This window comes from Paenibacillus sp. PsM32 (genome assembly GCF_030433815.1).
Classification (GTDB): domain Bacteria; phylum Bacillota; class Bacilli; order Paenibacillales; family Paenibacillaceae; genus Saccharibacillus; species Saccharibacillus kyungheensis.
On record NZ_JARUWY010000001.1, the window covers coordinates 62,488 to 86,285 of the forward strand.

Genomic DNA, 23,798 nt, shown 5'->3' on the forward strand with positions numbered 1-23,798 from the left:
TCCTATCAGGCATACAAATGAAAATGTTTAGTCAACCGATATTGAATCTTGATGCATTTCTTCGCCGGCTTCTTTAGGACGACCGTACTCTTCTTCTGCTTGCGTCTCGCTCTTAATATCAATCTTCCATCCTGTCAATTTGGCAGCAAGACGAGCATTTTGCCCTTTGATACCAATTGCTAGAGATAGTTGATAATCAGGAACGATTACACGTGCCATCTTCTCATCTTCAAATACTTGAACTTCAAGCACTTTGGATGGACTTAGAGCATTAGCAACATACTCTTCAACACTTTCAGAATAGCGAACGATATCGATTTTTTCACCGCGAAGTTCGCCAACGATCATCTGTACACGTATACCACGAGGACCTACACATGAACCAACTGGATCTACTTCTTCATTGCGTGAGAATACAGCAATTTTAGAACGGAAGCCTGCTTCACGTGCTACAGAACGAATTTCAACTACGCCATCAAAAATCTCAGGCACTTCAAGTTCAAACAAACGTTTAAGTAATCCTGGATGTGTACGTGATAAAATAATTTGAGGGCCTTTAGTTGTATTTTCAACTTTAGTGATGTATGCCTTAATACGTTCATTCATGGTGAATTTCTCGTTAGGCATCAATTCAGTTAAAGGAAGTACAGCTTCAATTTTGCCTAAATCTACATAGATGTTACGCGCATCTTGACGTTGAACGATACCTGTTACAATATCTTCTTCTTTGTCGATAAATGCATTGTAGATCAGACCGCGTTCAGCTTCACGAATACGTTGAGTTACGACTTGCTTCGCTGTTTGTGCAGCAATACGTCCAAAGTCACGTGGAGTCACTTCGATCTCAGCTACATCATCTAACTGAAAATTCGGGTTAATCTCACGTGCAGATACGACAGAAATTTCTGTACGTACATCCATGACTTCTTCCACTACATTTTTACGAGCAAATACTTTGATAACTCCTGTATTACGGTTCATATCAACACGTACATTTTGTGCCGCATTAAAATTACGCTTATAACTGGAAATTAGGGCTGCCTCGATCGCTTCAAACAGGATGTCTTTGCTAATCCCTCTGTCTCTTTCCAATTCATTCATTGCTTCAATAAACTCCATACTCATGTGCTTCAAGTTCCCCCTTTCAAAAAACTACCGTTTAAAAAATGATTGCCAGTCTTGCGCTGGCTACTTTTTCATATGGAATAGTGTGTGTTTTTTTGCCCGCTTCGATCAGCAATTCTTCATTCTCGAATGAAAGCAATCGTCCTTCAAATTCCTTCTGTCCGTCTAAAGGTGCATACGTCGTTACAAAAACATCTTTGCCAACTGCTTTTGCAACATCTTCACTCTTTTTAAGTGGACGCTCTGCACCTGGAGAAGATACTTCTAGAAAATAAGCTCCAGAGATCGGATCATTACCATCCAATTGTTCACTTAGATATTCGCTAACCCGACTGCAATCTTCGATATCAATACCGCCGTCCTTATCCACGAACACTCGCAAAAACCAGTTGTTACCCTCTTTTACATATTCCACATCGACCAACTCGAAGCCATGCTCACTCAAAAATGGCTGTACCATTTCTTCTACGGTCGTTTTAATCTTCGGTGTGCTCAAACAATTCAACCCTCCATCACCTTAAAATCCTATATGCAAAACATGTTGTTGAACAAATTCATTATTGCCGCTTTTTGTAGAAAATCGAACCAATTTAATTCTCTCGGTTCGATCGTCTGCGTCATTATTTCCTGTAAATGTATTCAACAACCTTATACCAAAGAGTAAAGAGTGGGTTTCCCCACTCTTCACAAAACGGTTTTATCTTCCTTATCACCTTAAAATTATATCATAATTCCAAAGGAGTGACAAGTAAATAACCTTGACTACACAGCGCTAGCGCTTGATGTAATCTTATCACAAGCTTTCTTAAAACAGCGACAACTGATTACTTTCTGGCAAGCCACGGAAGCAACCCATTTGAGTCATCAATTCTACAATCGTTTTACTTGCTTTGGACTTCTGTTGGAAATCTTCTATCGATAAATATTCTCCATGTTGGCGTGAAGCTGCAATATTACGTGCTGCATTATCACCAATACCCGGTACTGCGGAAAATGGAGGAATTAAGCTATCTTCATCCACTGTAAATGTTGTCGCTTCTGAGCGATACAGATCAACCGGTTGGAATTTGAATCCACGAGCTGTCATTTCCAGTGCCATTTCTAGCATCGGAATCATATTCTTTTCTTTGGTTGGCGCTTGGAATCCCATTTGCTCAATCTCTACAATTTTGCGATAGATCGCTTCGTATCCCTGACAACATAGATCAGGATCAAAGTCTTCAATCCGCACTGTAAAATAAGTCGCATAATATTGGATCGGATAATACAGTTTGAAGTAAGCCGTCCGCACTGCTGAAATAACATATGCAGCCGCATGGGCTTTCGGGAACATGTATTGGATTTTAAGACAAGAATCAATATACCATTGCGGTACTTTGCATTTCTTCATCTCATCGATCCACTCTTGTGATAACCCTTTACCTTTACGTACACTCTCTGTAATTTTAAAAGCAAGACTGGCATCCATACCTGCTTTATAAATTAAGAACAACATAATATCATCACGACAACCAATAACCGTTTTGATATTACATGTATTATTTTTGATCAAATCTTGCGCATTGCCTAGCCATACCCCTGTTCCATGAGACAGACCGGATATCTGTAACAAATCGGCAAATGAAGATGGCAAAGATTCAATCAACATCTGACGTACAAATTTGGTACCCATTTCTGGCACGCCATAAGTCGCTACAGGGCTACGCAATTGTTCTGCTGTAATTCCTAAAGCTTCTGTTGAGTTGAACATACTCATGACTTTAGGATCATTCATTGGAATTTGAGTTGGATCGACACCAGTCAAATCCTGTAACATCCGCATCATCGTTGGATCATCATGTCCCAGTATATCAAGTTTGAGCAAGTTCGCTTCAAATGCATGATAATCGAAATGAGTGGTTTTCCATTCTGCTGTCACATCATCCGCTGGAAATTGAACTGGTGTAATATCTTCGACATCCATATAATCCGGTACAACAACGATACCGCCGGGATGCTGTCCTGTACTCCGCTTAACGCCTGTACATCCAGACGCAAGACGACTGAGTTCAGCATTACGCCATTTTTTCTGATGTAACTCTTCATACTTTTTGGCAAATCCAAACGCTGTTTTCTCGGCTACTGTACCAATCGTACCTGCGCGGAATACATTTTTTTCGCCAAATAATTCTTTGGTATAATTATGAGCTTTCGGTTGATAATCTCCAGAGAAGTTCAAATCGATATCGGGAACTTTATCTCCTTTAAATCCTAAGAACGTTTCAAATGGAATATCTTGGCCTTCCCCTTTAAGCTTACCATTGCAATCAGGGCAGTCTTTATCAGGTAAATCAAATCCACTAGGAATACTACCATCTAAAAACCATTCACTATGTCTGCACTCTGGATTGGTACAGATATAATGAGCAGGCAATGGATTTACTTCAGAGATCCCCAGAAATGTTGCTACTACTGAAGAACCTACTGAACCCCTTGAACCTACTAGATAACCATCTTGATTTGACTTTTTAACTAATTTTTCTGAAATCAAATAGTTGGCAGAAAATCCGAACTTGATAATAGGCTCTAATTCTTTTTCAAGACGTTTTACTACTACATCTGGCAGATCTTCACCATAAATAGATTTCGCCGTATCATAACAAGTATTCCGAATTTCTTCATCTGCTCCATCTAAAATCGGTGTAAATAATTTATCAGGAAACAGTTCAAATGCTTCAAAACGTTCTGCTAATGCTTGCGTATTGGTGATAACAACTTCTTTCGCTTTGCTTTCACCCATAAAGCTAAATTCTTCTAGCATTTCATTGGTAGTGCGTAAATGAGCATCCGGTTTACGTTGATCTTTAAGCGGGCTAAAGCCTGTAATCCCGTTAATCGTAATATCGCGGAACAATTTCTGTCTTGGTTCTAAATAATGAACATTTCCTGTAGCCACTACGGGCTTTTCTAATTTAGCTCCAATATCATAAATCTTGTTTACTGCAATCTCTAACTCACGAGGACTTGCAACCAATCCTTTGTCTACAAGATGCATATACATCGTTAACGGTTGGATTTCTAGTACATCATAAAATTGAGCGATTTCTTCTGCTTCTTCAACCGATTTGTTCAAAACAGCTTCGAAAAACTCTCCCTTTTCACAACCAGACAGTACGATTAATCCTTCTCTATATTCAGTCAACACTGACTTAGGAATACGAGCTACCCGTTTGAAATACTGAGTATGCGATAAAGTGACTAATTTGAATAGATTCTTTTTACCAATCTCATTTAATGCATAAATGCCACAATGGAAAGGACGTACATTGGATAGATCCTGTCCTACAAATTCATTTAGCCGATCCAAACGAGTTAAGCGACGCTCTTTATCCGCATCATTTAATAAGCCGAATAAGATGCCTCCAAGCGCTATCGTATCATCTATCGCCCGGTGATGACTTTCCAGCGAAACTTTATATTTGGCTGCTAATGTGTTCAGACGATGATTTTTCAATGTTGGATAAAGTAAACGTGCAAGTTCAAGTGTATCGAGTACCGGATTTTCCATTTCAGGTAAATCATGATTTTTGAGTGTTGCTTGAATAAATCCTATATCAAAACGCGCATTATGAGCGACGAGAATACCATCGCCAGCAAATTCTACAAATTCACGAATGACTTGATCAATCTCTGGCGCTCCGCGAACCATATCGTCTGTAATATTCGTCAATTGTTGAATATTATAAGGAATACGTTCATGCGGATCGACAAAAGTAGCATAACGATCCAACTCTTTGCCATCTACCATTTTGATCGCTGCAATTTCTATAATTTTGTTCTGTGTTACAGATAAACCTGTGGTCTCTATATCAAAAACGATATACGTAGCTGTTTTCAGATCAATCGGTTGAGGATTGAGTACAATCGCTACAGCATCGTTCACTACATTCGCTTCAAGTCCATACATGATTTTGATACCATGCTTTTTAGCTGCTTTATAAGCTTCTGGATAACATTGCACTCCGCCATGATCGGTTACAGCAATCGCTGAGTGTCCCCATGCTGCCGCTGTTTTCACATATTGATCTATCGGTGTAATTCCATCCATCGAACTCATTGTCGTATGCAAATGGAATTCAACGCGTTTTTCATCTGCATCATCTTTGCGTCCAGCCGGTGCTTTGACTTCACTAAGATCAGACGGAATCATAACAAGTTCCGGTATCGTCATAAAGCGATCATATTCCACTCTACCGCGAGCTTTCACCCATTTACCATTAGCCAGTAGATTCATAATTTTGAGATCTTCTTTATTTTTGGCGAACATTTTCATTTGTAATGAGTCACTAAAATCAGTTAAGAAATACGTGAATAATGTACTACCGTTACGAAGCTCTTTGCTTTCGAGTCCGAAAATTGTTCCTTGAATCGTAATTTTCTTTTCTTCGTCTTGAATATCTTGTAGCGGTGTCGGTTGCTCTTTGATCTCATAACCGACTTGCAAGCGAACAGGTTCTCCATCTGCATCGGTATCTTCTTCAAATTCAGATTCCATACTGGTCATCAATTTCTCGATTTCTTCCAGTTCTTCTTTGCGACGTTGTACATGGAATTCTTCTACCGCTTCTGTTGTATTCTCCCCGACTTGAAGCTTGATCCGCAAAGTCAGATTAAAATAATCTTGATAAAAACGAATAATCGCTTGATCGATTTGTTTCTTTTTAGCCAGTTCCAATGACATATTATCGCTCATCGTCACTGTGACGGTATGATCATCTACCATATATTTAGCACGTGTCATCCAACCGTTGACCGAAGGAATTTCGCGTTGTACCCATTCCAAAAACATATTCCAATATTCTTCTACAATCTGTACGACATCTACAGCTTCATCGTATTGAAAAAGAAAACGGATTTTCGCGATATGTCCCATTTTCTCCTGAATATGCAAGCAAAATGCACGATAGGTAGGTGCTGCGACTAATGTTTCTTTAGCAATCACGATTTTCCATTCTTTGTTACTACGACTAATCTCTACACGATCAATCATCCCATCTGCAAAATGAGGCTCCATTAATCCAGCAGGTACTTGTGCCTGATTCATTAACAGCTCGAATCGTGTTCTTTTCTCTCCACTAACGCTCATAAGATCCCCCTTTCCAAAAAGCAACAAGCCTCCACAAAAGTTGGTATCAGACTGCCGTCTACTCCACTCTGTTGGAAGCTTGCCTGCTTCAATAGCTTTGAACCTTTAGCTATATGTTCATTTCAGCCCTATACCAACAGCAGCTAGAAATTGAATTGTACATGTATTTGATCTACCTGAATAGATCTTGTATGACCAAATATCTTAATACGCACGAGCGAATACAACAGTGTGTTTCGCTGGCTTTCCAGTTACTAAACATTTTTCTTTTTGAACATCTAATTGGAAAGGAATATTACGGATCGTTGCTCCTGTTTCTTCTTTAACTTTGGCTTCGGATTCGATCGTACCATCCCAGCCTGCGATAAAGAAGCCACGTTTTTCTTCCATAATAGCTTTCATTTCATCTAGTGTATCTACTTCATGCATGTTTTCTTCACGGAACGCCAGTGCACGATCATACATTTCTTGTTGTACTTGCTCTAACATATTTTGAACTTCTGTAACGATATTTTCAAGAGCGACTTGTTTTTTCTCGCCTGTAATACGAGAAACCAATACGCATACTCCATTTTCCATATCACGAGGTCCAATTTCCAGACGAACCGGGATACCGCGCATCTCGTACTCGTTGAATTTCCAACCTGGACGTACATCTGCACGATCATCAATGCCTACACGTACACCTGCTTTTTTCAACTCGGCAAATAATTCGTCAGCACGTCCTACCACCATATCACGTGTTTTAGGAGGGCCAATCGGAATGATCATGACCTGTTTTGGAGCTACTTTAGGAGGCAATGCTAATCCACGATCATCACCATGCACCATGATCAGTGCACCGATTAGACGTGTACTTACACCCCATGATGTTGTATGTGCATACTCTTGCGTATTTTCACGACTTAAGTACTGAATTTCAAATGCTTCCGCAAAGTTAGTACCCATAAAGTGAGATGTACCTGCTTGTACTGCACGTCCATCTTTCATCATGGCTTCGATCGAATACGTATCACGTGCGCCTGCAAATTTCTCAGAAGGGCTCTTCTGTCCTGTAATTACAGGGATGGCTAAGAAACTTTCTACAAAGTCACGATATACTTCAAGCATACGCATAGTTTCTTCACGTGCTTCTGTTTCTGTCTCATGAGCTGTATGACCTTCTTGCCACAAGAATTCACTTGTACGTAAGAACGGTAATGTACGTTTTTCCCAACGAACAACGTTCGCCCATTGGTTAATCAATACAGGTAGATCACGGTACGATTGAATCCATTTGGAATACATATGTCCGAACATTGTCTCTGATGTAGGACGGATTGCCAAACGTTCTTCCAGCTTATCTCCACCTGCTTCAGTTACCCATGGCAACTCAGGGTTAAATCCTTCAATATGCTCTTTTTCTTTTTCAAAAAAGCTTTCTGGAATAAACAATGGGAAATATGCATTACGATGACCGGTTTCTTTGAAACGACGATCTAGATCTTGCTGAATATGTTCCCAAATTTCGTATCCATCCGGGCGGAATACGATACAACCGCGTACAGGTGAATAGTCCATTAATTCAGCTTTTTTGATCACATCAATATACCAGCGTGAGAAGTCTTCACCTTGTGGTGTAATTTCAGTTACGAATTGTTTGTCCTGCTTATCATTCGACATAAAAATGGATATCCTCCTGTAAGTAACCAAATATTTAGCGAGTGTACATCAATAATGGTAGCATCGATATCTGCCACTATTGCTCACTCATTTTATCTTATTGTATCACGATTGGTAGTGCTTGTTGAATGATTTCAGACAAAGAAGCAAAAGAGTGAGTATTGCAACATCCTTCAACTTTACGCTGAGGCGTACATGTTGCATTTCCACCCTTCTGCTTCTGTGGTCTTTCCTTTAGTATATCATGTCTGTCTAGATGTTAAAGGAGAGAAATTATCCTTTAATTAAACGTACAATATCATTATAAGTTACAGCAATCATAAGCAAGAATAACATTCCAAATCCGATCAAATGAACCAGACCTTCTTTGCTTGGTTCAAGTGGCTTACGACGTATCCATTCCACAAGTAAGAAAATCAAACGACTTCCATCTAATGCTGGAATAGGGAGCAAATTGAATATACCCAAGTTGGTACTGATTAGCGCTGTCCACAGAATCATACTGTCGAGTCCTTGTCTAGCCACTTCAGTCGTTACTTGAATCGTACCTACAGGCCCTGCAAGATCATTCAGATGGAACTGTCCGAAAATCAACATTTTCAAACTTGTCAAAATCGTTGTACTCATATCGATAAAACGTTCACCTGCATAGCTGAATGTTTCACCAAATGAAGCTGAACGAGTCTGAGGTTCTACTGCTACACCGACTTTACCTACATTTTTTTCATTGGCTTTCGGAGTAATAGTAACCGTTTGTTCTTTACCACCACGTTCAATCGTCCATTCCATTGGTTTCCCAGCAGAAGATTCAATCAAACTAATCATTTTCACAGAATCCCCAGCAATGTTAGTTCCATTAACCTTTTCAACTAGATCGCCTTTCATCAGTCCACTAGATTGAGCAGGAGAATTAGAAGTAACTTGACCCAAAATAACGCCAGTCGGATTCTCTACAGGTACACCTGTCATACGTACTAAGATCAGACAAAGAATAAAAGCAAGAATAAAGTTCATCGCCGGCCCTGCAAAAATAGACAATGCACGTTGACCTACAGTTGCACTATTAAACTGACGATTACGTGGTGCAATCTGAATATCTTGACCTTTAATCGACATCATCGCTTTGGGATCTACATTAAAAGTCTGAATATCACCATCAACATCCAGTACAATTGTGAGATCGTCTATAATATCTATCGATTGTACTTCACCACGAATTACATTTTTGCGATTATCTAATTGATCTACAAAAATCGTTTTTACCACTTCATTTGCTGTGCGAATAGCGATCGTCTGTCCAGGCTGAATCTCAACCAGTTCAGGATCTTCACCAGCCATACGTGCGTAACCACCGAAAGGTAATAGACGCAATGTAAATACAGTTTCATCTTTTTTATATGAAAACAGTTTTGGGCCGAAGCCAATAGCAAATTCGCGTACTAAAACTCCTGCACGCTTGGCAAAATAATAATGCCCCCACTCATGCACCGTTACAATAATAAAAAACATGAGTACCGTCATAACTACTACTTGAAGTGTCTCCAAATCGCCAAATCCTCCTTTTTCGCTTGCGACCGAAGGTCTGCACTTTTAGATTATCACTTTTGTATGGTCTGATACAAGCAGAGCATGGCGAACATCAAGAAATAAATTCCATTTCTGTTGATAATCCCGGTTATAGGCATAATCGTAATGATACAAAACCACTACCGCATAATCGATACGAAACGTCTATATTCTGATCACTTCATGATTTAAAACATATGATCTTCATACTTATAATACTGAAAATGCACTTGCTCTCGCTCTTGTCTGTGCATCAGTAGCATAAATAACTTCCAGTTCTGGATTGGCAATCACTTCATGCTGTTGTAGCGCATCTGCAATAATGTCTTCAATCAGCAAGAAAGGAATTTCTCCATTTAGAAACCGAGAAACTGCAATTTCATTAGCAGCATTAAATACTGTAGGAGCTGTACCGCCCAGACGACCCGCTTCAAAAGCCATACTCAAGCAAGGAAAACGAACATAATCCATTTCACGGAAATTCAATTGCCCGATCTGAGCTAATGACAGACGCGAAGAAGGAGCTTGCTGACGATCCGGATAAGTTAAAGCATATTGAATCGGTACACGCATATCAGGATTACCTAGCTGCGCAATAATACTCGTATCTACAAATTCAACAAACGAATGAATAATACTTTCAGGATGTAGCAATACAGAAATCTGATCATACGGCATATCAAATAACCAGTGTGCTTCGATCACTTCTAGTCCTTTATTCGCCATCGTTGCAGAATCAATCGTAATTTTAGAACCCATAGACCAGTTAGGATGCTTGAGTGCATCAGCAACAGTCACATGCTTCAATTGCTCTCGTGTACGATCACGAAATGAACCACCTGAAGCAGTCAACGTTAATTGATGTATACGTTCACGAGGTTCTCCATTTAGACATTGAAATAATGCTGAATGTTCGCTATCAATCGGCAACAATTGAACACCTTTTTGTCTAGCACGAGCTGTCACTAAATGTCCTGCTGTTACCAATGTTTCTTTGTTAGCTAGACCTATCGTTTTGCCAGCATCAATCGCTGCTAGTGTAGAAGGAAGACCCATGCTACCCATCACTGCTGTTACTACTGTATCGGCATCTGTTCCGGCTGCAATTTCAATCAGCCCTTGCTCGCCATAAAATACTTGAATATGAGCAGGCAATTGCTGTTTGATCTGTTCTGCTGATTCTTTAGAACCTACAGAAATTTTAGATGGCTTAAATTCCAACACTTGCTGCATTAACAATTCTATATTGTTGCCTGCTGCAAGTCCTTCGACTTCAAAAGCTTCAGGATGAGCACGTACAACATCTAATGTTTGAGTACCGATTGAACCTGTAGAGCCAAGAATAGCTAATTTTTTCATTGTGCACCCCGTTAGATTACAATAGGTTATCGTTTAAATGATTATTTATTAAAAAGGTAAAAGGAACGCAATATGAACAAGCGGAAATACCATTAACCAGCTATCACAACGATCCAAAATGCCACCATGACCAGGTAATAATTTACCAGAGTCTTTGATTCCATAGATACGCTTGTATGCCGATTGAATCAAGTCACCCATTTGTCCTACTACAGCCGCAGCAATACCTATACATATCGCATTGGTCATTGGAAGTAGTTGTGGTGATATCAGTGAAAAAATAACAGCCACTACAATAGCAAATACAACTCCACCAATCGCACCTTCCACTGTTTTGTTAGGGCTGATTGAAGGCCACAGCTTATTTTTGCCCAACATTTTGCCTGTAAAATAAGCTCCAATATCACTAGCCCAAATCGAAGCAAGCAACATAAAGGTCCAGAATAATCCATGTCCATCTGGTGTCTGACGTGTATCTGCAATATATGCAAATCCTGTACCTATATAAACGGCTCCGATAAACAGTAGCGCCATTTGTTTAATATCCACTTTATTTTTGGAAATAACAGTAATGGATAACAACAATAGCATCACAATCCACATACTGTGATCATTAGACAACGGCGGTTCAAGATTCATTAATGTCCATGGGAAAAGCATATACAGTACACTAATATATCCGATTACTGCCGGTGCTCCAAACGGAGTCGACTTTGTCATGATTACAAACTCATAATATCCAATAAGAGCCATCACCACCAGCAGGCCATGATAAGCATAGCCACCGAGCAGGCAAAGCCCTAAGTAGAGTGTTCCGGCTACAATGCCAGTGATTATCCGCTCTTTCACAATCCATCCTCCATCCGAACAAATGGATATCCCCTGCCATTGCAGAGATTCCCATTCATTTCAAACCACCATATCTACGAGTTCTACGCTGGTATTCTACTACCGCTTCGATCATATGTTGCTTGCCAAACTCTGGCCAAAAAATAGGAGTAAACCACAATTCTGTATAGGCAAGTTGCCACAACATAAAATTACTCAGGCGAAGTTCTCCGCTTGTTCGTATAAGTAAATCAGGATCAGGCATCCCTGACGATTGCAAAACACGCTCAAAACTTTCAGAAGTGATATCTTCTATACGCATTGTACCGTTTTGTACCGCTTGTGCTACTTCTTTAACACCTTCAGTAATTTCATCACGACCTCCATAATTCAGAGCAAATGTAAGTACCAGCCCTGTATTATTAGCAGTATCGCGAATCGCTTTTTCCAAAGGCTCTATCGTATGAGGAGGCAATACTTCTTTATGTCCCATCAAACGAATCTGTACATTTTTTTCAATCAATTCATCCAATTCAGATACTATAAATTCACCAGGAAGTTTCATCAAAAAGTCAACTTCCTCTTTGGGTCTTTTCCAATTTTCAGTAGAGAAAGCATACATGGTTAAATATTGAACTCCCAAGTCATCCGCAGCAATTGTGGCACGCTTTACAGCCTTCATACCATTTTGATGACCCATTACACGCGGTAATCCCAAACTTTTCGCCCATCGTCCATTGCCATCCATAATGATAGCGATATGCTTTGGAATATTATCTTGCGAAAGCTCGGCGGAAACCTGTAGCTCTTCCTTTTTCCACCACGAGCGAACACGCTTGAGCATCACTTTTCCTCCATGCCAGTAGTGAAAAGAGACAAACCCCACCTATTCGGAGGGGTCGTAAGTCTCTTACACTTCCATAATCTCTTTTTCTTTTGAAGCAAGTACATTGTCGACTTCCGCAATGAATTTGTCCGTAAGTTTTTGAACATCTTCTTGGTGACGACGTGATTCGTCCTCAGAGATATCTGTTTTTTCTAGCTTTTTGATATCGTCATTTGCATCACGACGAATATTACGAACCGCAACTTTAGATTCTTCGCCAAACTTTTTAGTTAATTTCACTAATTCAGAACGACGTTCTTCTGTCAAAGCAGGAATACTCAAGCGTACGATGTTACCATCATTAGCAGGTGTAAGACCCAAATCTGACTTCATAATCGCACGTTCAATATCAGCTAAAGAAGATTTATCCCAAGGCTGAATAATCAATGTACGAGAATCTGGAGTACTGATATTAGCCAATTGATTAAGAGGTGTCAAAGCACCATAATATTCAACTTGTACGCGATCTAAAATAGAAGATGAAGCGCGTCCAGCACGAAGCGTGGATAGATCACGACTTAACGCTTGAATCGCTTTTTCCATGCGTTCTTCTGCACTTTTTTTGATTGATTGAGGCATTAATCTACACTCCCTTTGACGATCGTCCCGATCTTCTCGCCGAGCACGACCCGTTTGATGTTTCCTTCTTCGGTAATCGCAAACACGATGAGTGGAATATTGTTATCCATACATAACGATGAAGCTGTAGAGTCCATTACACCTAGATTTTGGTTCAAGATATCCAGGTATGTAAGCTGTTCGAATTTTTGAGCATTTTCGTCTTTAAATGGATCTGCTGAGTAAACGCCATCCACTTTGTTTTTCGCCATCAAAATAACTTCTGCTTCGATTTCAGCAGCACGTAAAGCAGCTGTTGTATCTGTAGAGAAGAAAGGATTACCCGTACCCGCTGCGAAAATAACGACACGACCTTTTTCTAAGTGACGAATAGCTCTTCTGCGAATATAGGGTTCTGCGATTTGTTGCATTGCAATAGAAGTCTGCACACGAGTAGGAACTTCAATTTGCTCTAATGCATCTTGCAAAGCTAAAGAATTCATTACAGTAGCAAGCATACCCATATAATCGGCTGTCGCGCGGTCAATACCATTTGCGCTACCCGCGATTCCCCGCCAGATGTTGCCTCCTCCACATACAATCGCAACTTCTACACCCAACGCGACGACTTCTTTGATCTGATTGGCAATTGAGACGATTGTATCGGCATCAATACCGTATCCGTTTTGACCCGATAATGATTCACCGCTGACTTTCAAGACAACTCTTTTAAATACAGGTTTATTCAATTGTATACCCTCCACTTTGTGAAAATTAGTCCTGATGGTAATAAAGCCGGATAGGGCGCTAATACTGCCTGTTCCGGCTCTGCCATGAGGTTCTCGGAATGATAAGATTTTACAAAAGAAGGAACACAGTCTGTGTCCCTTCCTTCTGTTCTATTCTTAAATCGTGTTCCGGTTATTGTAAATCGCTTTGTCGCTAGTCGCGATTATTGATTTACTTGTGCCATAACTTCTTCAACAAAGTTGTCTTGTTTTTTCTCAAGACCTTCACCTAGTTCATAACGAACGAAGCGACGGATTGAAATGTTTTCACCGATTGTGCTGATTTTTTCATTCAACAATTGATCGATTGTTTTATCAGGGTTTTTAACGAAAGTTTGCTCCATCAAGCAATACTCTTCATAGTATTTACCGATGCGGCCTTCAACCATTTTTTCAACGATTTTTTCTGGTTTGCCTTCGTTCAACGCTTGAGCTTTCAAAATTTCTTTTTCTTTCTCAAGAGCTTCTGTAGGAACTTCTTCACGACGAACATACAATGGGCTAGCTGCTGCGATTTGCATAGCGATATCGCGTGCAAACTCTTTAAATTGGTCTGTTTTACCAACAAAGTCAGTTTCACAGTTGATTTCTACCAATACGCCGATACGACCACCAGCGTGGATGTAAGATTCAACTACGCCTTCTGTTGCAGCGCGTCCAGCTTTACCAGCTGCTGCAGAAAGACCTTTTTCACGAAGTACGTCTACTGCTTTAGAGATATCACCATTTGTTTCTTCAAGCGCTTTTTTACAATCTAACATTCCTGCGCCTGTTTTTTCACGAAGTTCTTTTACTGCGCTAGCATTAACTGCCATTGTTGTAACCTCCATATAATTAAAAATTTAGTTTTTTTATACATCATCTTAAAAAAAGGGCAGTGAGAGGTTATCCACCTGCCAACCACCCTTTTTATTTTGTCATTCATTTAAAGATAATATGAATAGAAACAATTATGCAGTTTGCTCGCCTTGGTTAGCTTCAACCACAGCATCAGCCATTTTTCCAGTCAACAATTTAACAGCGCGAATCGCGTCATCATTACCAGGAATAACATAATCGATTTCGTCTGGATCACAGTTAGTATCAACGATACCTACGATTGGAATACCCAATTTACGTGCTTCTGCAACAGCGATACGCTCTTTACGAGGATCGATGATGAACAACGCGCTAGGCAAACCTTTCATGTTTTTGATACCACCCAAGAATTTCTCAAGACGATCTTTTTCTTTGCGAAGCAAGATTACTTCTTTTTTAGGAAGAACTTCGAAAGTACCATCTTCTTCCCATTTTTCCAACTCTTTCAAACGATTGATACGTTTTTTGATCGTTTCAAAGTTAGTTAGAGTTCCACCCAACCAACGTTGGTTGATGTAGAATTGACCAGAACGCTCAGCTTCTTCTTTAACAGAATCTTGAGCTTGTTTTTTCGTACCAACGAACAATACTGTACCGCCGTCAGCAGCGATGGATTTTACAAAGTTGTAAGCTTCATCAACTTTTTTCACTGTTTTTTGCAAATCAATGATGTAAATTCCGTTTCTTTCTGTAAAAATGTAACGATCCATTTTCGGGTTCCAACGACGTGTTTGGTGACCGAAGTGTACGCCAGCTTCTAAAAGCTGTTTCATGGAAATAACTGCCATATCCATGTACCTCCTATTATTTTGGTTTTTTGTGTGCCTCCGCAAACGTCAACTTTCGGTAAAACTTTTCGTCTGAAAAGCACCTTTACCTGAAATCAGAATGCGTGTGTTTTAACACCATTAGTTAATATATCACATCAAATAGCTATTGCGCAACACCCAAATTGATCATTATGTATATGGGATCATATTCAGACGTGAAGCCGTCTTAATAATGCAGTAATCACATTATTGAGACGGCTCATGTGTAATCTTATCAATAATCGAATCCAGATCTTCACCCGCATTTAGCGTAAAAGTACCAACCTGTAATTTAGTATTGGCTTTGAGTTCCGAAACACGATTCACAAATTCTTTTTGACTGTCGATCACACCTTCTGTTTTTAAATTATAAGCGATATCATTAAGCATTTCTCCGCTTGTAATCTTAAAAGTAGTTGGTGTATTCGGTTGTGCCGGGGAACTTGGATTACTTGTTTTAGGCGTTGTTGAATTAGTGGTCGTTTTGGTTTCTTTAGACTCTGGTGTTGTTGGATCTGCTGGCGTGGTCGGTTGCTCACTGGTCGGTTCTTTTGTAGTAGCCTGACCGTTCGCTTTTTCCTTCGCCTGTTTGGCTGCTTCTTCTTTTTGCTTTTCTTCTTGTTGCAACTGTTTCCACTCGTCGCTACTATAGACTTTCTCTGTTGAAGCATACACCTGCATATTTTGAGCTTGAGCCGCTTCTCGAATCTGCTCAGCTGTTAGCTGTGTACCATCAAGCATCGTTTGTCCTTTGCCAATATTGAAAAGTTGAAGCAATACAGCACCAATAATAATTCCTATTCCTATCCCAATCATCAAAGAACGGTTTTTAATCACGTATGTTCCTCCTGTTTGGCCAACTGCAAAATCAATTGAACTTCGCCACGTTGTAAACCTACCGTTTTGGCTATTGTATCAATTGACTTCCCATTTTTGTAAAGGGCAAACAGTTCTTGATAGCGATCCTGAATACGTTCTGTCGTATCTGCTTGCTGTTCTACAATTGGCTCACTATGCTCTTGCGCCATTCGCGCAGCTGACTCTCGTAACGCATCTCCTTGCGTTCCTGTGCCCTGTGATGGCGTATACGAAGGGTTCTGCGTAGGAGGTATCGGCTGAGCAACAGGTTGCATTATAACAGGATCTGGCTTTTGTTCTAACTGTATCAAACGTTGTCTCATTTCGGTTAACTGCTCTTGCAGCGCTAATTGCTTCGCTGTAGACTCTTGTTTGATTTTGGAGACTAGATCAATAATCTCTTCGTTCTCTTTCTCGATCTCGGCCATATAATGTTCCAATGTATCCTCTACTTTATCCACAGTAGCCATAGACTGAGCGGTAGCTGCCACATTACGAGCTTTGGGTAACAAAAATCCATATACAATCGCGACTGCCCCGATTAGAACAATATATATCCATCCTGGCAAATTCATTCAACTCACTTTTTATGTGGTTTACATTTTTAGAAAGACAAATCGATATTCTTGCCTTTGTAAGGATGTTCCGCTGGCGTAGCTTCAGGAGTAGGGTGTTCGTCTGATTGATGCTCGCTCGCCGTATGATGATGTTCTCCAGCTTCTCCATCATGAATAAAGTTGGATGACGACTCGCTTACTTCTCCACTACGGTTACGCATACGCTCTGTATGCTCATTTATTTGCTCGGCCAGTAAAGTCTGATCAATCGCTGGACGCAACAAGTGCGCTTGTTGAATTTTACCCACTTCACTGGTTCTAGGAATAGCAATTTGCAATTCAATATTTCGCATACTCATTTCAAACACCCCACCTTATGGTCAATTAATGGTTGGAAACCATCACAATATCACCATCATCATATGTGAAGCTAACACGTTCAGAGGTATCCTTAATATATTTGGTATATCGACCGATCACAACTTTGGAACCGCCAAAAATCGTATGAATCACTTCAACTTTGGCTTTTGCTGATTCTTCAAGTGTTCTTTCAATTTCCCAAATACTTTCTTTAATTTCATCATGTTCACGCAGTTGGCTTTTTTTAGTCGCCGATAATTTAATACGCAAAGCCAATTTGTCTGAACCTAGTTGTCCAGCAGAAGCAAGCTGATCGAGTAAATGAAGTGCTTTTTCTGTTTTTTCCAAATTTTCCACATGCGTTTTTAATTCTTTACGTAACACACCTAATTGATTGCGTAGTTCAGGCAATACGCCTACTTCAATATCTGTTACTGTAAAGCTCGTATTACCAATGGTTCGCGCAACAACTGTTTCACCTGCTTGTAATTGTCCACCTACAATTAACCCTTTAGGTCCATTACAGAAAATACTTTTACCAGCACGCACGTTAGAATGCATAATACTTTGAGAAACAATTACCGCTTCACCAGCTTCTACATTTCCATCCTGGATAAATGAACTTTTGACATTGACAGCTGCTTTGACCAGACCTTTATGATAACCGATCACTCCGCCTGTGATTTCAATTGAACCACCAGCTTCTAGCTCTGCGCCTTCTACACCGCCAACAATTCTAATATCTCCAGATGCTTTAACGCGAAAATTAGATAATACATTACCACGAATAACGACTGTTCCTACAAAGTCGATATTGCCTGTATGGTAATCTATATCTCCATTAACTTCATACACAGGAAATACATTAATTTTACTTTTTTCGGTTAAAGATATCATACCATCCAAAGCAGCATATATAACGGTATGTTCAGGATTTAATACAATATTTTTACCTACTTTAAATCGAGCTTCTTTACCTGCTTTGTAAGGAATAGGTTCTCCTGTAACAGATATTCCATCTTGCCCTGGTAAAGGATCGATTTTTTTACCGATCATTTGTCCTTTACGAACATTGTTCAGCTGTACTAATTCTTTGTAGTCTACTTTACCATCTTGAGTTTCGAGTGGTCTTCTACCAACATCATCAAATGATACGGTATATTCAATTCTTCCATCTATTCCATTCACTGGCTTTTGTCCTTGAGCAACGATCACTTTGTCCAAAGTATAAGCTTCAGGATTACTAGAAATTTGTTGTAAGATGATTGAATCAATTCCATTACTCAAGCCTTGCGTACGCAAAAATCCCTCCAGTTGTTCGGCTGTGCATTCAAATTCTTGATCAAACTTAGTAAATTCAAGATAGGCGACAGATTTATCATCAGAAAAAATAACTTTTAAATACGGGTCTATTGCTAATTGAGAGGTCACGCCTAATTCACCCTTTCATACAAGTAGCGGCGTCTCACATGTCTTGCATTAATAGACCTTTTTGCTTATCCAGTGCTCCACGTAATCGTAGAATAGCTTTGGAATGAAGTTGAGAGATTCGTGATGGTGATAATGACATGACTTCAGCAATCTCACTGAGTGATAGGTCTTCATAATAAAGTAGTGATACAACCGTTCTCTCTTTATCGGTAAGCTTTTCAATACCTTTCATAAGCGATTCTTTAAGTACAAAATCGTTTACAGTACGATCTGGATTTTTGGCTTTCTCATCTACGATCAAAGACATTCTTGTTTCAGACTCTTCTTCACGAATAGGATCTTCCAATGAAGTAATCGTCATAACCGCTACGTCTTGAAGCATATTTTGAAAGTCTTTTTCTGTAATATCCAAATAGTTACTAATTTCTGCATCCGATACAGAACGTAGATATTTTTGTTCCAATTGCTGATAGGCGTCTTCAATTTTGCGTGCTTTCTCACGTACCGATCTTGGAACCCAATCTCCTTGACGAAGACCATCCAATATCGCACCACGTACTCTCCAAGAAGCATATGTTTCAAATTGAAGTCCACGTTTATAATCAAACTTTTCAATTGCATCAATTAAACCCATAACTCCATTACTCATCAGATCATCTTTAGAGACATTTTTGGGTAATCCAATTGCAAGGCGGCTGGAAACATATTCAACGGTGCCATAGTAGTTTTCAATTAGCTTCTTCTTGGCTTCGACGTTTCCATACTCCTTCCACTGTACCCACAACTCTGAATGATTTAGATGGGTTGCTTTTTGCTCGCTCAATTGCTTTCACCCTCCTTACTTTTGTGTCAGGTGACGAACAGCCTTCGCCATTTCCTCCGGATCTTGTTGCTTGGTTGAAACCAGTTTGGGTGGATTAAGAGGAGCAAAGCTATCCTTTTCCACTGTGTCTGTTGGTTTCGGTGTTAGTAAGTCACTTAATTCCTGATCTTGATCAGGTGTGACTACATCAAATTGGCTGCCTCTATTTGGATCATCTGCGGAAACAGAAGTTGATTCATTTCCCGAAGAAGTAGGGCTAGAAGGCTTATTCGATGTTGCGCTTGCAGGATTGGCTAGAATCCCTAAAACAAAGCGCAACACGAATGCCAAGAAAAACCATAATGCGAATCCTAAAACCCCTCTAAATAAACTTGTGGTCCATAAATTGTTTTCGATAGAAGCAAAAAAAGTAATCAAAAAACCGATAAAGCCTAACCAGAGATTAATTTTAATATTCCCTACCATAGGCTATAATTCCTTCTTACCCATTTGTACACTTCTTATGAACAAAATCCCAGAAATACAATCCATCTCTATGGTTCGTCCGTAATTAGCGCCAGTGTCCTCTGCTAACAATGGAATTTTGTACTCTTCTAAAAACAATTTACATGCTTCCACATTACGAGGACCAATTCGCATGTGATCACCACCACTAGAAAAATTAAACATTTGAGCACCACCAGCCATTTTGGCAACCAATCGTGAGCGTGAAGCGCCAAGCTCAGTCATTTTGCGAACTAATTCTGGAAGTGCAGTATCTGCGTATTTTGCTATATTCAATTGTCCGTCTCTAGCAATATCCGATGAAGGAAGCATCACATGAGCCATCCCTGCAAGTTGAATGTTTTTGTCATATAGCGTTAGGCCCACACAAGAACCAAGTCCCGTCGTTCGAATAATTCCGGATGTTTTCACGACGTTTAAATCCGCCATACCCACTTTAACAATATTTTGCTCTTCAATCATCAGTTAATGGAACTCCTAATGATTTGAAAATTTTATCAAAAGATTCAGGGTCCGGAATCAAGAAAAACTGCCCTTCCACTTCTTCTTTTCCTTCTAAAAATGTAGTATCGATCAACAACGCATCGTCACCCATTTCTCCGAATTGGATCAGACCATAGTTCAAAATTGCACCTGCCATATCCATTGCGAGTCCAGGCACTGTAGGTGTCATTGAAAGTTTGGTAAAGTCTGCTAATGAAGATAAATACGAACCTGCCAAAATATTTCCAATTTCTGAAAGTGCAGATTGTTCCATCTCATTAAAAAATTCTTCGTCGCTGGCTTCAATCCCTGCTAAGCGATGAAGCAATCCTTTACCTGCTTCAGGAGTTAGAATAAAAAACAAATTGCCCGGCGCTTCACCTTCTACACGAAAGAAAACAGCAAGAACGATTTGTTCAGGTCCGCCAACTTTATCAGCGATTTTTTCAAAAGGTAGAATTTGAACTTTGGGTACTGCCATATCAATCGGTTTATCTAAAAGCTGGGAAAGGGCAGTGGCTGCATTGCCTGCCCCTATATTTCCCACTTCTTTTAGAACATCCATTTTGAACCCTTCAAGATTACCAAAAAGGTTCATAAGCTTAATCCTCGATATTTTCTAGTTGACTGACTTCGCTTCGGTTCAAGACTTCAGCAAGGTTAAGCATAATCAGCAGCCGTTCTTCGTCCAGCTTAGCAACTCCATCAAGATATCTTGCTTTCACTCCGCCTACAACTTCTGGCGGTTTCTCAATACGTCCGCGATCTAAATCTACTACATCGTTAGCTGAATCTACAATAAATCCAACTTGAGTTGTATCTACCTCTACGATGATAATACGTGTTTGATCGTTATATTCATTTTCTGGAAGGTTAAAACGACCACGAAGATCGATAACTGGAATAACCACACCGCGTAAATTAATAACACCTTTTACAAAATCAAATGTTTTAGGTACACGCGTAATAGGTAACATACGCTCAATCGTTTGTACTTTATCTACTTCAATACCGTATTCTTCTTTTGCAAGTTTGAAAACAATAACTTTTATATCTTCTGCCATGGTAAATCCTCCTTGTTATAAACTACATCACTTGATAAATGCATTCGGATCAATAATCAAAGCCACTTGGCCGTCTCCAAGAATCGTTGCTCCTGAAACGCCTTGAATATCTGGAAGATATTTGCCCAAGCTTTTCAGAACGATTTCGTTTTGACCAATGAAGTTCTCAACAGCTAGTGCTGCTAGTTTGTCACCTTTACGGATTACAACAATCTCTGTTTCTTCCTCTTCACGCTCATCAAAGTCTGGAACTTCGAATACACGACTTAGTGAAAGTAACGGAATATGCGTTTCACGATAAGGAATTAATTGACTACCATGCAAATCACGTACCTGTTTGGATTTGATAATGCCTGTTTCCACAATCGAAGTTAATGGAATCGCATATTTCTCCGAACCTACGCGGATCAACATTGCTGAAATAATGGACAATGTTAGTGGTAGTTGTACAGAGAACTTGGTTCCTTTACCTGGTGTGGAGTATACCGTTACATGTCCACCAAGTGATGAAATTTTGGATTTAACCACGTCTAGACCTACACCGCGTCCAGAAATATCAGAGATAACTTCTGCTGTACTGAATCCTGGTGCAAAAAGAAGTTGGTATACTTCTTCGTCTTTCATTGTGACTGATTGCTCTTGAGTCACAACACCTTTTTTAATTGCGCTTTGAAGAATCTTATCGCGGTAAATCCCACGTCCATCATCTTCAATTTCGATAAATACATGATTACCACTATGGAATGCGCTTAGTTTGACTACACCGGTCTCGTCTTTACCTGCTGCAATACGATCTGCAATTGGCTCAACACCGTGGTCAACTGAGTTACGCAATAAATGCACCAGTGGATCACCGATTTCGTCGATAACTGTGCGGTCTAGCTCGGTTTCAGCACCTGTGATAATCAAGTCTAGTTTTTTGTCTAATGATTTGGCCAAATCACGTACCATACGAGGGAAACGGTTAAACACTGTGTCTACCGGAACCATTCTCAATTTCAGTACAATATTTTGCAAATCACTACTTACACGTCCCATATGCTCGACAGCATCTGTTAATGCAGGTACTTTCACTTCACTAGCCAATTGCTCTAAACGTACACGGTCAATTAGCAATTCGCTGAATAAGTTCATAAGAACATCCAGGCGATCGATATCTACGCGAATTGTGCGAGATGGAGCAGCAACTGGAGATTTCGCAGCTGCTTTTGCTTGTGGTGGTGCTACTGCTGCTTTATCTTCTACTACAGGAGCTGAAGTCGAAGGTGTAGCTTCTAAAGATACTGTTTCAGCAGCAATTGGAGATGATTGATTTGCTGGAGCAGACATTTCTTTCAAAGATTCTGCATCCAAACGTGTCATCGTTACATTCTCAATCTCAGATACCCCTAGAATCATCGTTTTAAGTTCATCTTGATCTTTTTGCGTAATGTAATACAGAGAGAAGCTACGATCGAATTTGTCTTGTTCGATATCTTGTGTAGACGGTTCGGATTTGATGACTTCACCGAAACGCTCTAACATATCGAATACCATGTATGCGCGAACCGCTTTTAATTGACAATCTTCACGAATAAAAACTTCAACGTAAAGTGCTTGATGACCTTCAGACATCGATTGTTCAATAACAGATTGCTGGAACTCATCCAATTGGATTCCTTTGCTCTCTTGAACAACTTCAGCATCAGCAGTTACAGCAGACGGTGTTGGTGTAGCAGCTACAGTTGCTGCCGGTGCAGCAGGTGTCATTTCTCCGCGTACAATCGCTTGCAGAGATTCCACGATTGCTGTTACATCCGCTTTACCTTCTCCACCCTGCGTAATGTCTTGAACCATGGATTCCAAAGCATCTAGACTTTTAAATAATGTATCGAAAATAAATTCTTGCATGGCTAATTTTTCATTACGTACCAAATCAAGTACATTTTCCATTTGGTGCGTCAATGCCGCTAAATCTTCAAATCCCATTGTTGCAGCCATACCTTTAAGCGTATGTGCTGAACGGAAAATAACTTGGACAATCCCAAGGTCAGCCGGGCTGCTTTCCAATTCCAGCATTTTTTCATTCAACGATTGTAGATGATCGTTCGACTCATCAATAAACATGTTTAAATATTGATTCATGTCCACCGTGAGACACCTCCTCCATAAGAT

Annotated in this window: 22 protein-coding genes; all 22 read right to left on the minus strand. The window is 39.9% G+C overall.

The annotated features are described in order from the left end of the window. Positions 1–27: 27 nt before the first annotated feature. Positions 28–1,125, minus strand: a complete 1,098-nt coding sequence (gene nusA, locus QCD85_RS00280) for a transcription termination factor NusA (RefSeq protein ID WP_273615802.1) — start codon at positions 1,123–1,125, stop codon at positions 28–30. Between the two features lie 34 nt (positions 1,126–1,159). Next, on the minus strand, positions 1,160–1,621 hold the full coding sequence (rimP, locus tag QCD85_RS00285; protein WP_204824539.1) for a ribosome maturation factor RimP: 462 nt from the start codon (positions 1,619–1,621) through the stop codon (positions 1,160–1,162). Positions 1,622–1,930: 309 nt separating this feature from the next. Continuing rightward, positions 1,931–6,250: a PolC-type DNA polymerase III gene (locus QCD85_RS00290; protein WP_301261324.1), complete on the minus strand. Its 4,320-nt coding sequence runs from the start codon at positions 6,248–6,250 to the stop codon at positions 1,931–1,933. 204 nt (positions 6,251–6,454) lie between these two features. Next, positions 6,455–7,912, minus strand: coding sequence for a proline--tRNA ligase (gene proS, locus QCD85_RS00295; protein ID WP_301261325.1), 1,458 nt, complete (start codon positions 7,910–7,912; stop codon positions 6,455–6,457). A gap of 273 nt (positions 7,913–8,185) precedes the next feature. Continuing rightward, positions 8,186–9,457: an RIP metalloprotease RseP gene (gene rseP, locus QCD85_RS00300; RefSeq protein WP_301261326.1), complete on the minus strand. Its 1,272-nt coding sequence runs from the start codon at positions 9,455–9,457 to the stop codon at positions 8,186–8,188. Positions 9,458–9,688: 231 nt separating this feature from the next. Then, positions 9,689–10,837 (minus strand): 1-deoxy-D-xylulose-5-phosphate reductoisomerase, encoded by a 1,149-nt coding sequence (locus QCD85_RS00305; RefSeq protein ID WP_273615798.1) that lies wholly within the window; start codon positions 10,835–10,837, stop codon positions 9,689–9,691. A gap of 48 nt (positions 10,838–10,885) precedes the next feature. Next, positions 10,886–11,686, minus strand: coding sequence for a phosphatidate cytidylyltransferase (locus QCD85_RS00310; protein WP_273615797.1), 801 nt, complete (start codon positions 11,684–11,686; stop codon positions 10,886–10,888). A 55-nt stretch (positions 11,687–11,741) separates the two neighbouring features. Next, the gene (locus QCD85_RS00315; RefSeq protein ID WP_273615796.1) at positions 11,742–12,509 is read right to left on the minus strand and encodes an isoprenyl transferase; all 768 of its coding nucleotides are present in this window, start codon (positions 12,507–12,509) and stop codon (positions 11,742–11,744) included. 66 nt (positions 12,510–12,575) lie between these two features. Beyond that, positions 12,576–13,130 (minus strand): ribosome recycling factor, encoded by a 555-nt coding sequence (gene frr, locus QCD85_RS00320; protein ID WP_274170301.1) that lies wholly within the window; start codon positions 13,128–13,130, stop codon positions 12,576–12,578. Next, on the minus strand, positions 13,130–13,858 hold the full coding sequence (pyrH, locus tag QCD85_RS00325; protein ID WP_069327350.1) for a UMP kinase: 729 nt from the start codon (positions 13,856–13,858) through the stop codon (positions 13,130–13,132). Before pyrH ends, frr begins: the two co-directional genes overlap by 1 nt. Before the next feature lie 203 nt (positions 13,859–14,061). Beyond that, a complete protein-coding gene (tsf, locus tag QCD85_RS00330) occupies positions 14,062–14,712 on the minus strand; it encodes a translation elongation factor Ts (RefSeq protein ID WP_069327351.1) in 651 nt (216 codons plus the stop codon). Positions 14,713–14,847: 135 nt separating this feature from the next. Then, positions 14,848–15,543 (minus strand): 30S ribosomal protein S2, encoded by a 696-nt coding sequence (gene rpsB / locus QCD85_RS00335; RefSeq protein WP_069327352.1) that lies wholly within the window; start codon positions 15,541–15,543, stop codon positions 14,848–14,850. Between the two features lie 228 nt (positions 15,544–15,771). Further along, positions 15,772–16,401: a hypothetical protein gene (locus QCD85_RS00340; protein WP_301261327.1), complete on the minus strand. Its 630-nt coding sequence runs from the start codon at positions 16,399–16,401 to the stop codon at positions 15,772–15,774. After that, complete coding sequence (locus QCD85_RS00345) at positions 16,398–16,997, minus strand: DUF6115 domain-containing protein (RefSeq protein WP_301261328.1); 600 nt, start codon at positions 16,995–16,997, stop codon at positions 16,398–16,400. The genes QCD85_RS00340 and QCD85_RS00345 overlap by 4 nt, the downstream gene beginning before the upstream one ends. A gap of 29 nt (positions 16,998–17,026) precedes the next feature. Beyond that, positions 17,027–17,338 (minus strand): hypothetical protein, encoded by a 312-nt coding sequence (locus QCD85_RS00350; RefSeq protein WP_301261329.1) that lies wholly within the window; start codon positions 17,336–17,338, stop codon positions 17,027–17,029. Between the two features lie 25 nt (positions 17,339–17,363). Then, entirely contained in the window at positions 17,364–18,770 is a 1,407-nt protein-coding gene (locus QCD85_RS00355; RefSeq protein WP_273615791.1) for a DUF342 domain-containing protein, read from the minus strand. Positions 18,771–18,804: 34 nt separating this feature from the next. Continuing rightward, positions 18,805–19,593, minus strand: coding sequence for a FliA/WhiG family RNA polymerase sigma factor (locus QCD85_RS00360; RefSeq protein WP_273615790.1), 789 nt, complete (start codon positions 19,591–19,593; stop codon positions 18,805–18,807). A 15-nt stretch (positions 19,594–19,608) separates the two neighbouring features. Further along, on the minus strand, positions 19,609–20,058 hold the full coding sequence (locus QCD85_RS00365) for a hypothetical protein (protein ID WP_273615789.1): 450 nt from the start codon (positions 20,056–20,058) through the stop codon (positions 19,609–19,611). A gap of 3 nt (positions 20,059–20,061) precedes the next feature. After that, positions 20,062–20,559, minus strand: coding sequence for a chemotaxis protein CheD (locus QCD85_RS00370; protein WP_273615788.1), 498 nt, complete (start codon positions 20,557–20,559; stop codon positions 20,062–20,064). Next, on the minus strand, positions 20,552–21,178 hold the full coding sequence (locus QCD85_RS00375; RefSeq protein ID WP_273615787.1) for a chemotaxis protein CheC: 627 nt from the start codon (positions 21,176–21,178) through the stop codon (positions 20,552–20,554). Before QCD85_RS00375 ends, QCD85_RS00370 begins: the two co-directional genes overlap by 8 nt. Positions 21,179–21,182: 4 nt before the next feature. Next, complete coding sequence (locus tag QCD85_RS00380; protein WP_204824557.1) at positions 21,183–21,644, minus strand: chemotaxis protein CheW; 462 nt, start codon at positions 21,642–21,644, stop codon at positions 21,183–21,185. Positions 21,645–21,671: 27 nt separating this feature from the next. Beyond that, positions 21,672–23,774 carry a chemotaxis protein CheA gene (locus QCD85_RS00385; protein ID WP_301261330.1) on the minus strand — a complete coding sequence of 701 codons (2,103 nt, stop codon included), beginning with the start codon at positions 23,772–23,774 and terminating at the stop codon, positions 21,672–21,674. Positions 23,775–23,798: the final 24 nt, after the last annotated feature.

What these genes read in the sequence shown, in the direction of transcription:
- QCD85_RS00380 (WP_204824557.1), bottom strand. Translation starts at nt 21,644, where the DNA reads ATGGCAGAAGATATAAAAGTTATTGTTTTCAAACTTGCAAAAGAAGAA.
- QCD85_RS00370 (WP_273615788.1), bottom strand. Translation starts at nt 20,559, where the DNA reads ATGATTGAAGAGCAAAATATTGTTAAAGTGGGTATGGCGGATTTAAAC.
- QCD85_RS00305 (WP_273615798.1), bottom strand. Translation starts at nt 10,837, where the DNA reads ATGAAAAAATTAGCTATTCTTGGCTCTACAGGTTCAATCGGTACTCAA.
- nusA (WP_273615802.1), bottom strand. Translation starts at nt 1,125, where the DNA reads ATGAGTATGGAGTTTATTGAAGCAATGAATGAATTGGAAAGAGACAGA.
- rpsB (WP_069327352.1), bottom strand. Translation starts at nt 15,543, where the DNA reads ATGGCAGTTATTTCCATGAAACAGCTTTTAGAAGCTGGCGTACACTTC.
- QCD85_RS00290 (WP_301261324.1), bottom strand. Translation starts at nt 6,250, where the DNA reads ATGAGCGTTAGTGGAGAGAAAAGAACACGATTCGAGCTGTTAATGAAT.
- proS (WP_301261325.1), bottom strand. Translation starts at nt 7,912, where the DNA reads ATGTCGAATGATAAGCAGGACAAACAATTCGTAACTGAAATTACACCA.
- QCD85_RS00365 (WP_273615789.1), bottom strand. Translation starts at nt 20,058, where the DNA reads ATGGTAGGGAATATTAAAATTAATCTCTGGTTAGGCTTTATCGGTTTT.
- QCD85_RS00350 (WP_301261329.1), bottom strand. Translation starts at nt 17,338, where the DNA reads ATGAGTATGCGAAATATTGAATTGCAAATTGCTATTCCTAGAACCAGT.
- QCD85_RS00345 (WP_301261328.1), bottom strand. Translation starts at nt 16,997, where the DNA reads ATGAATTTGCCAGGATGGATATATATTGTTCTAATCGGGGCAGTCGCG.
- QCD85_RS00315 (WP_273615796.1), bottom strand. Translation starts at nt 12,509, where the DNA reads ATGCTCAAGCGTGTTCGCTCGTGGTGGAAAAAGGAAGAGCTACAGGTT.
- QCD85_RS00375 (WP_273615787.1), bottom strand. Translation starts at nt 21,178, where the DNA reads ATGAACCTTTTTGGTAATCTTGAAGGGTTCAAAATGGATGTTCTAAAA.
- tsf (WP_069327351.1), bottom strand. Translation starts at nt 14,712, where the DNA reads ATGGCAGTTAATGCTAGCGCAGTAAAAGAACTTCGTGAAAAAACAGGC.
- frr (WP_274170301.1), bottom strand. Translation starts at nt 13,130, where the DNA reads ATGCCTCAATCAATCAAAAAAAGTGCAGAAGAACGCATGGAAAAAGCG.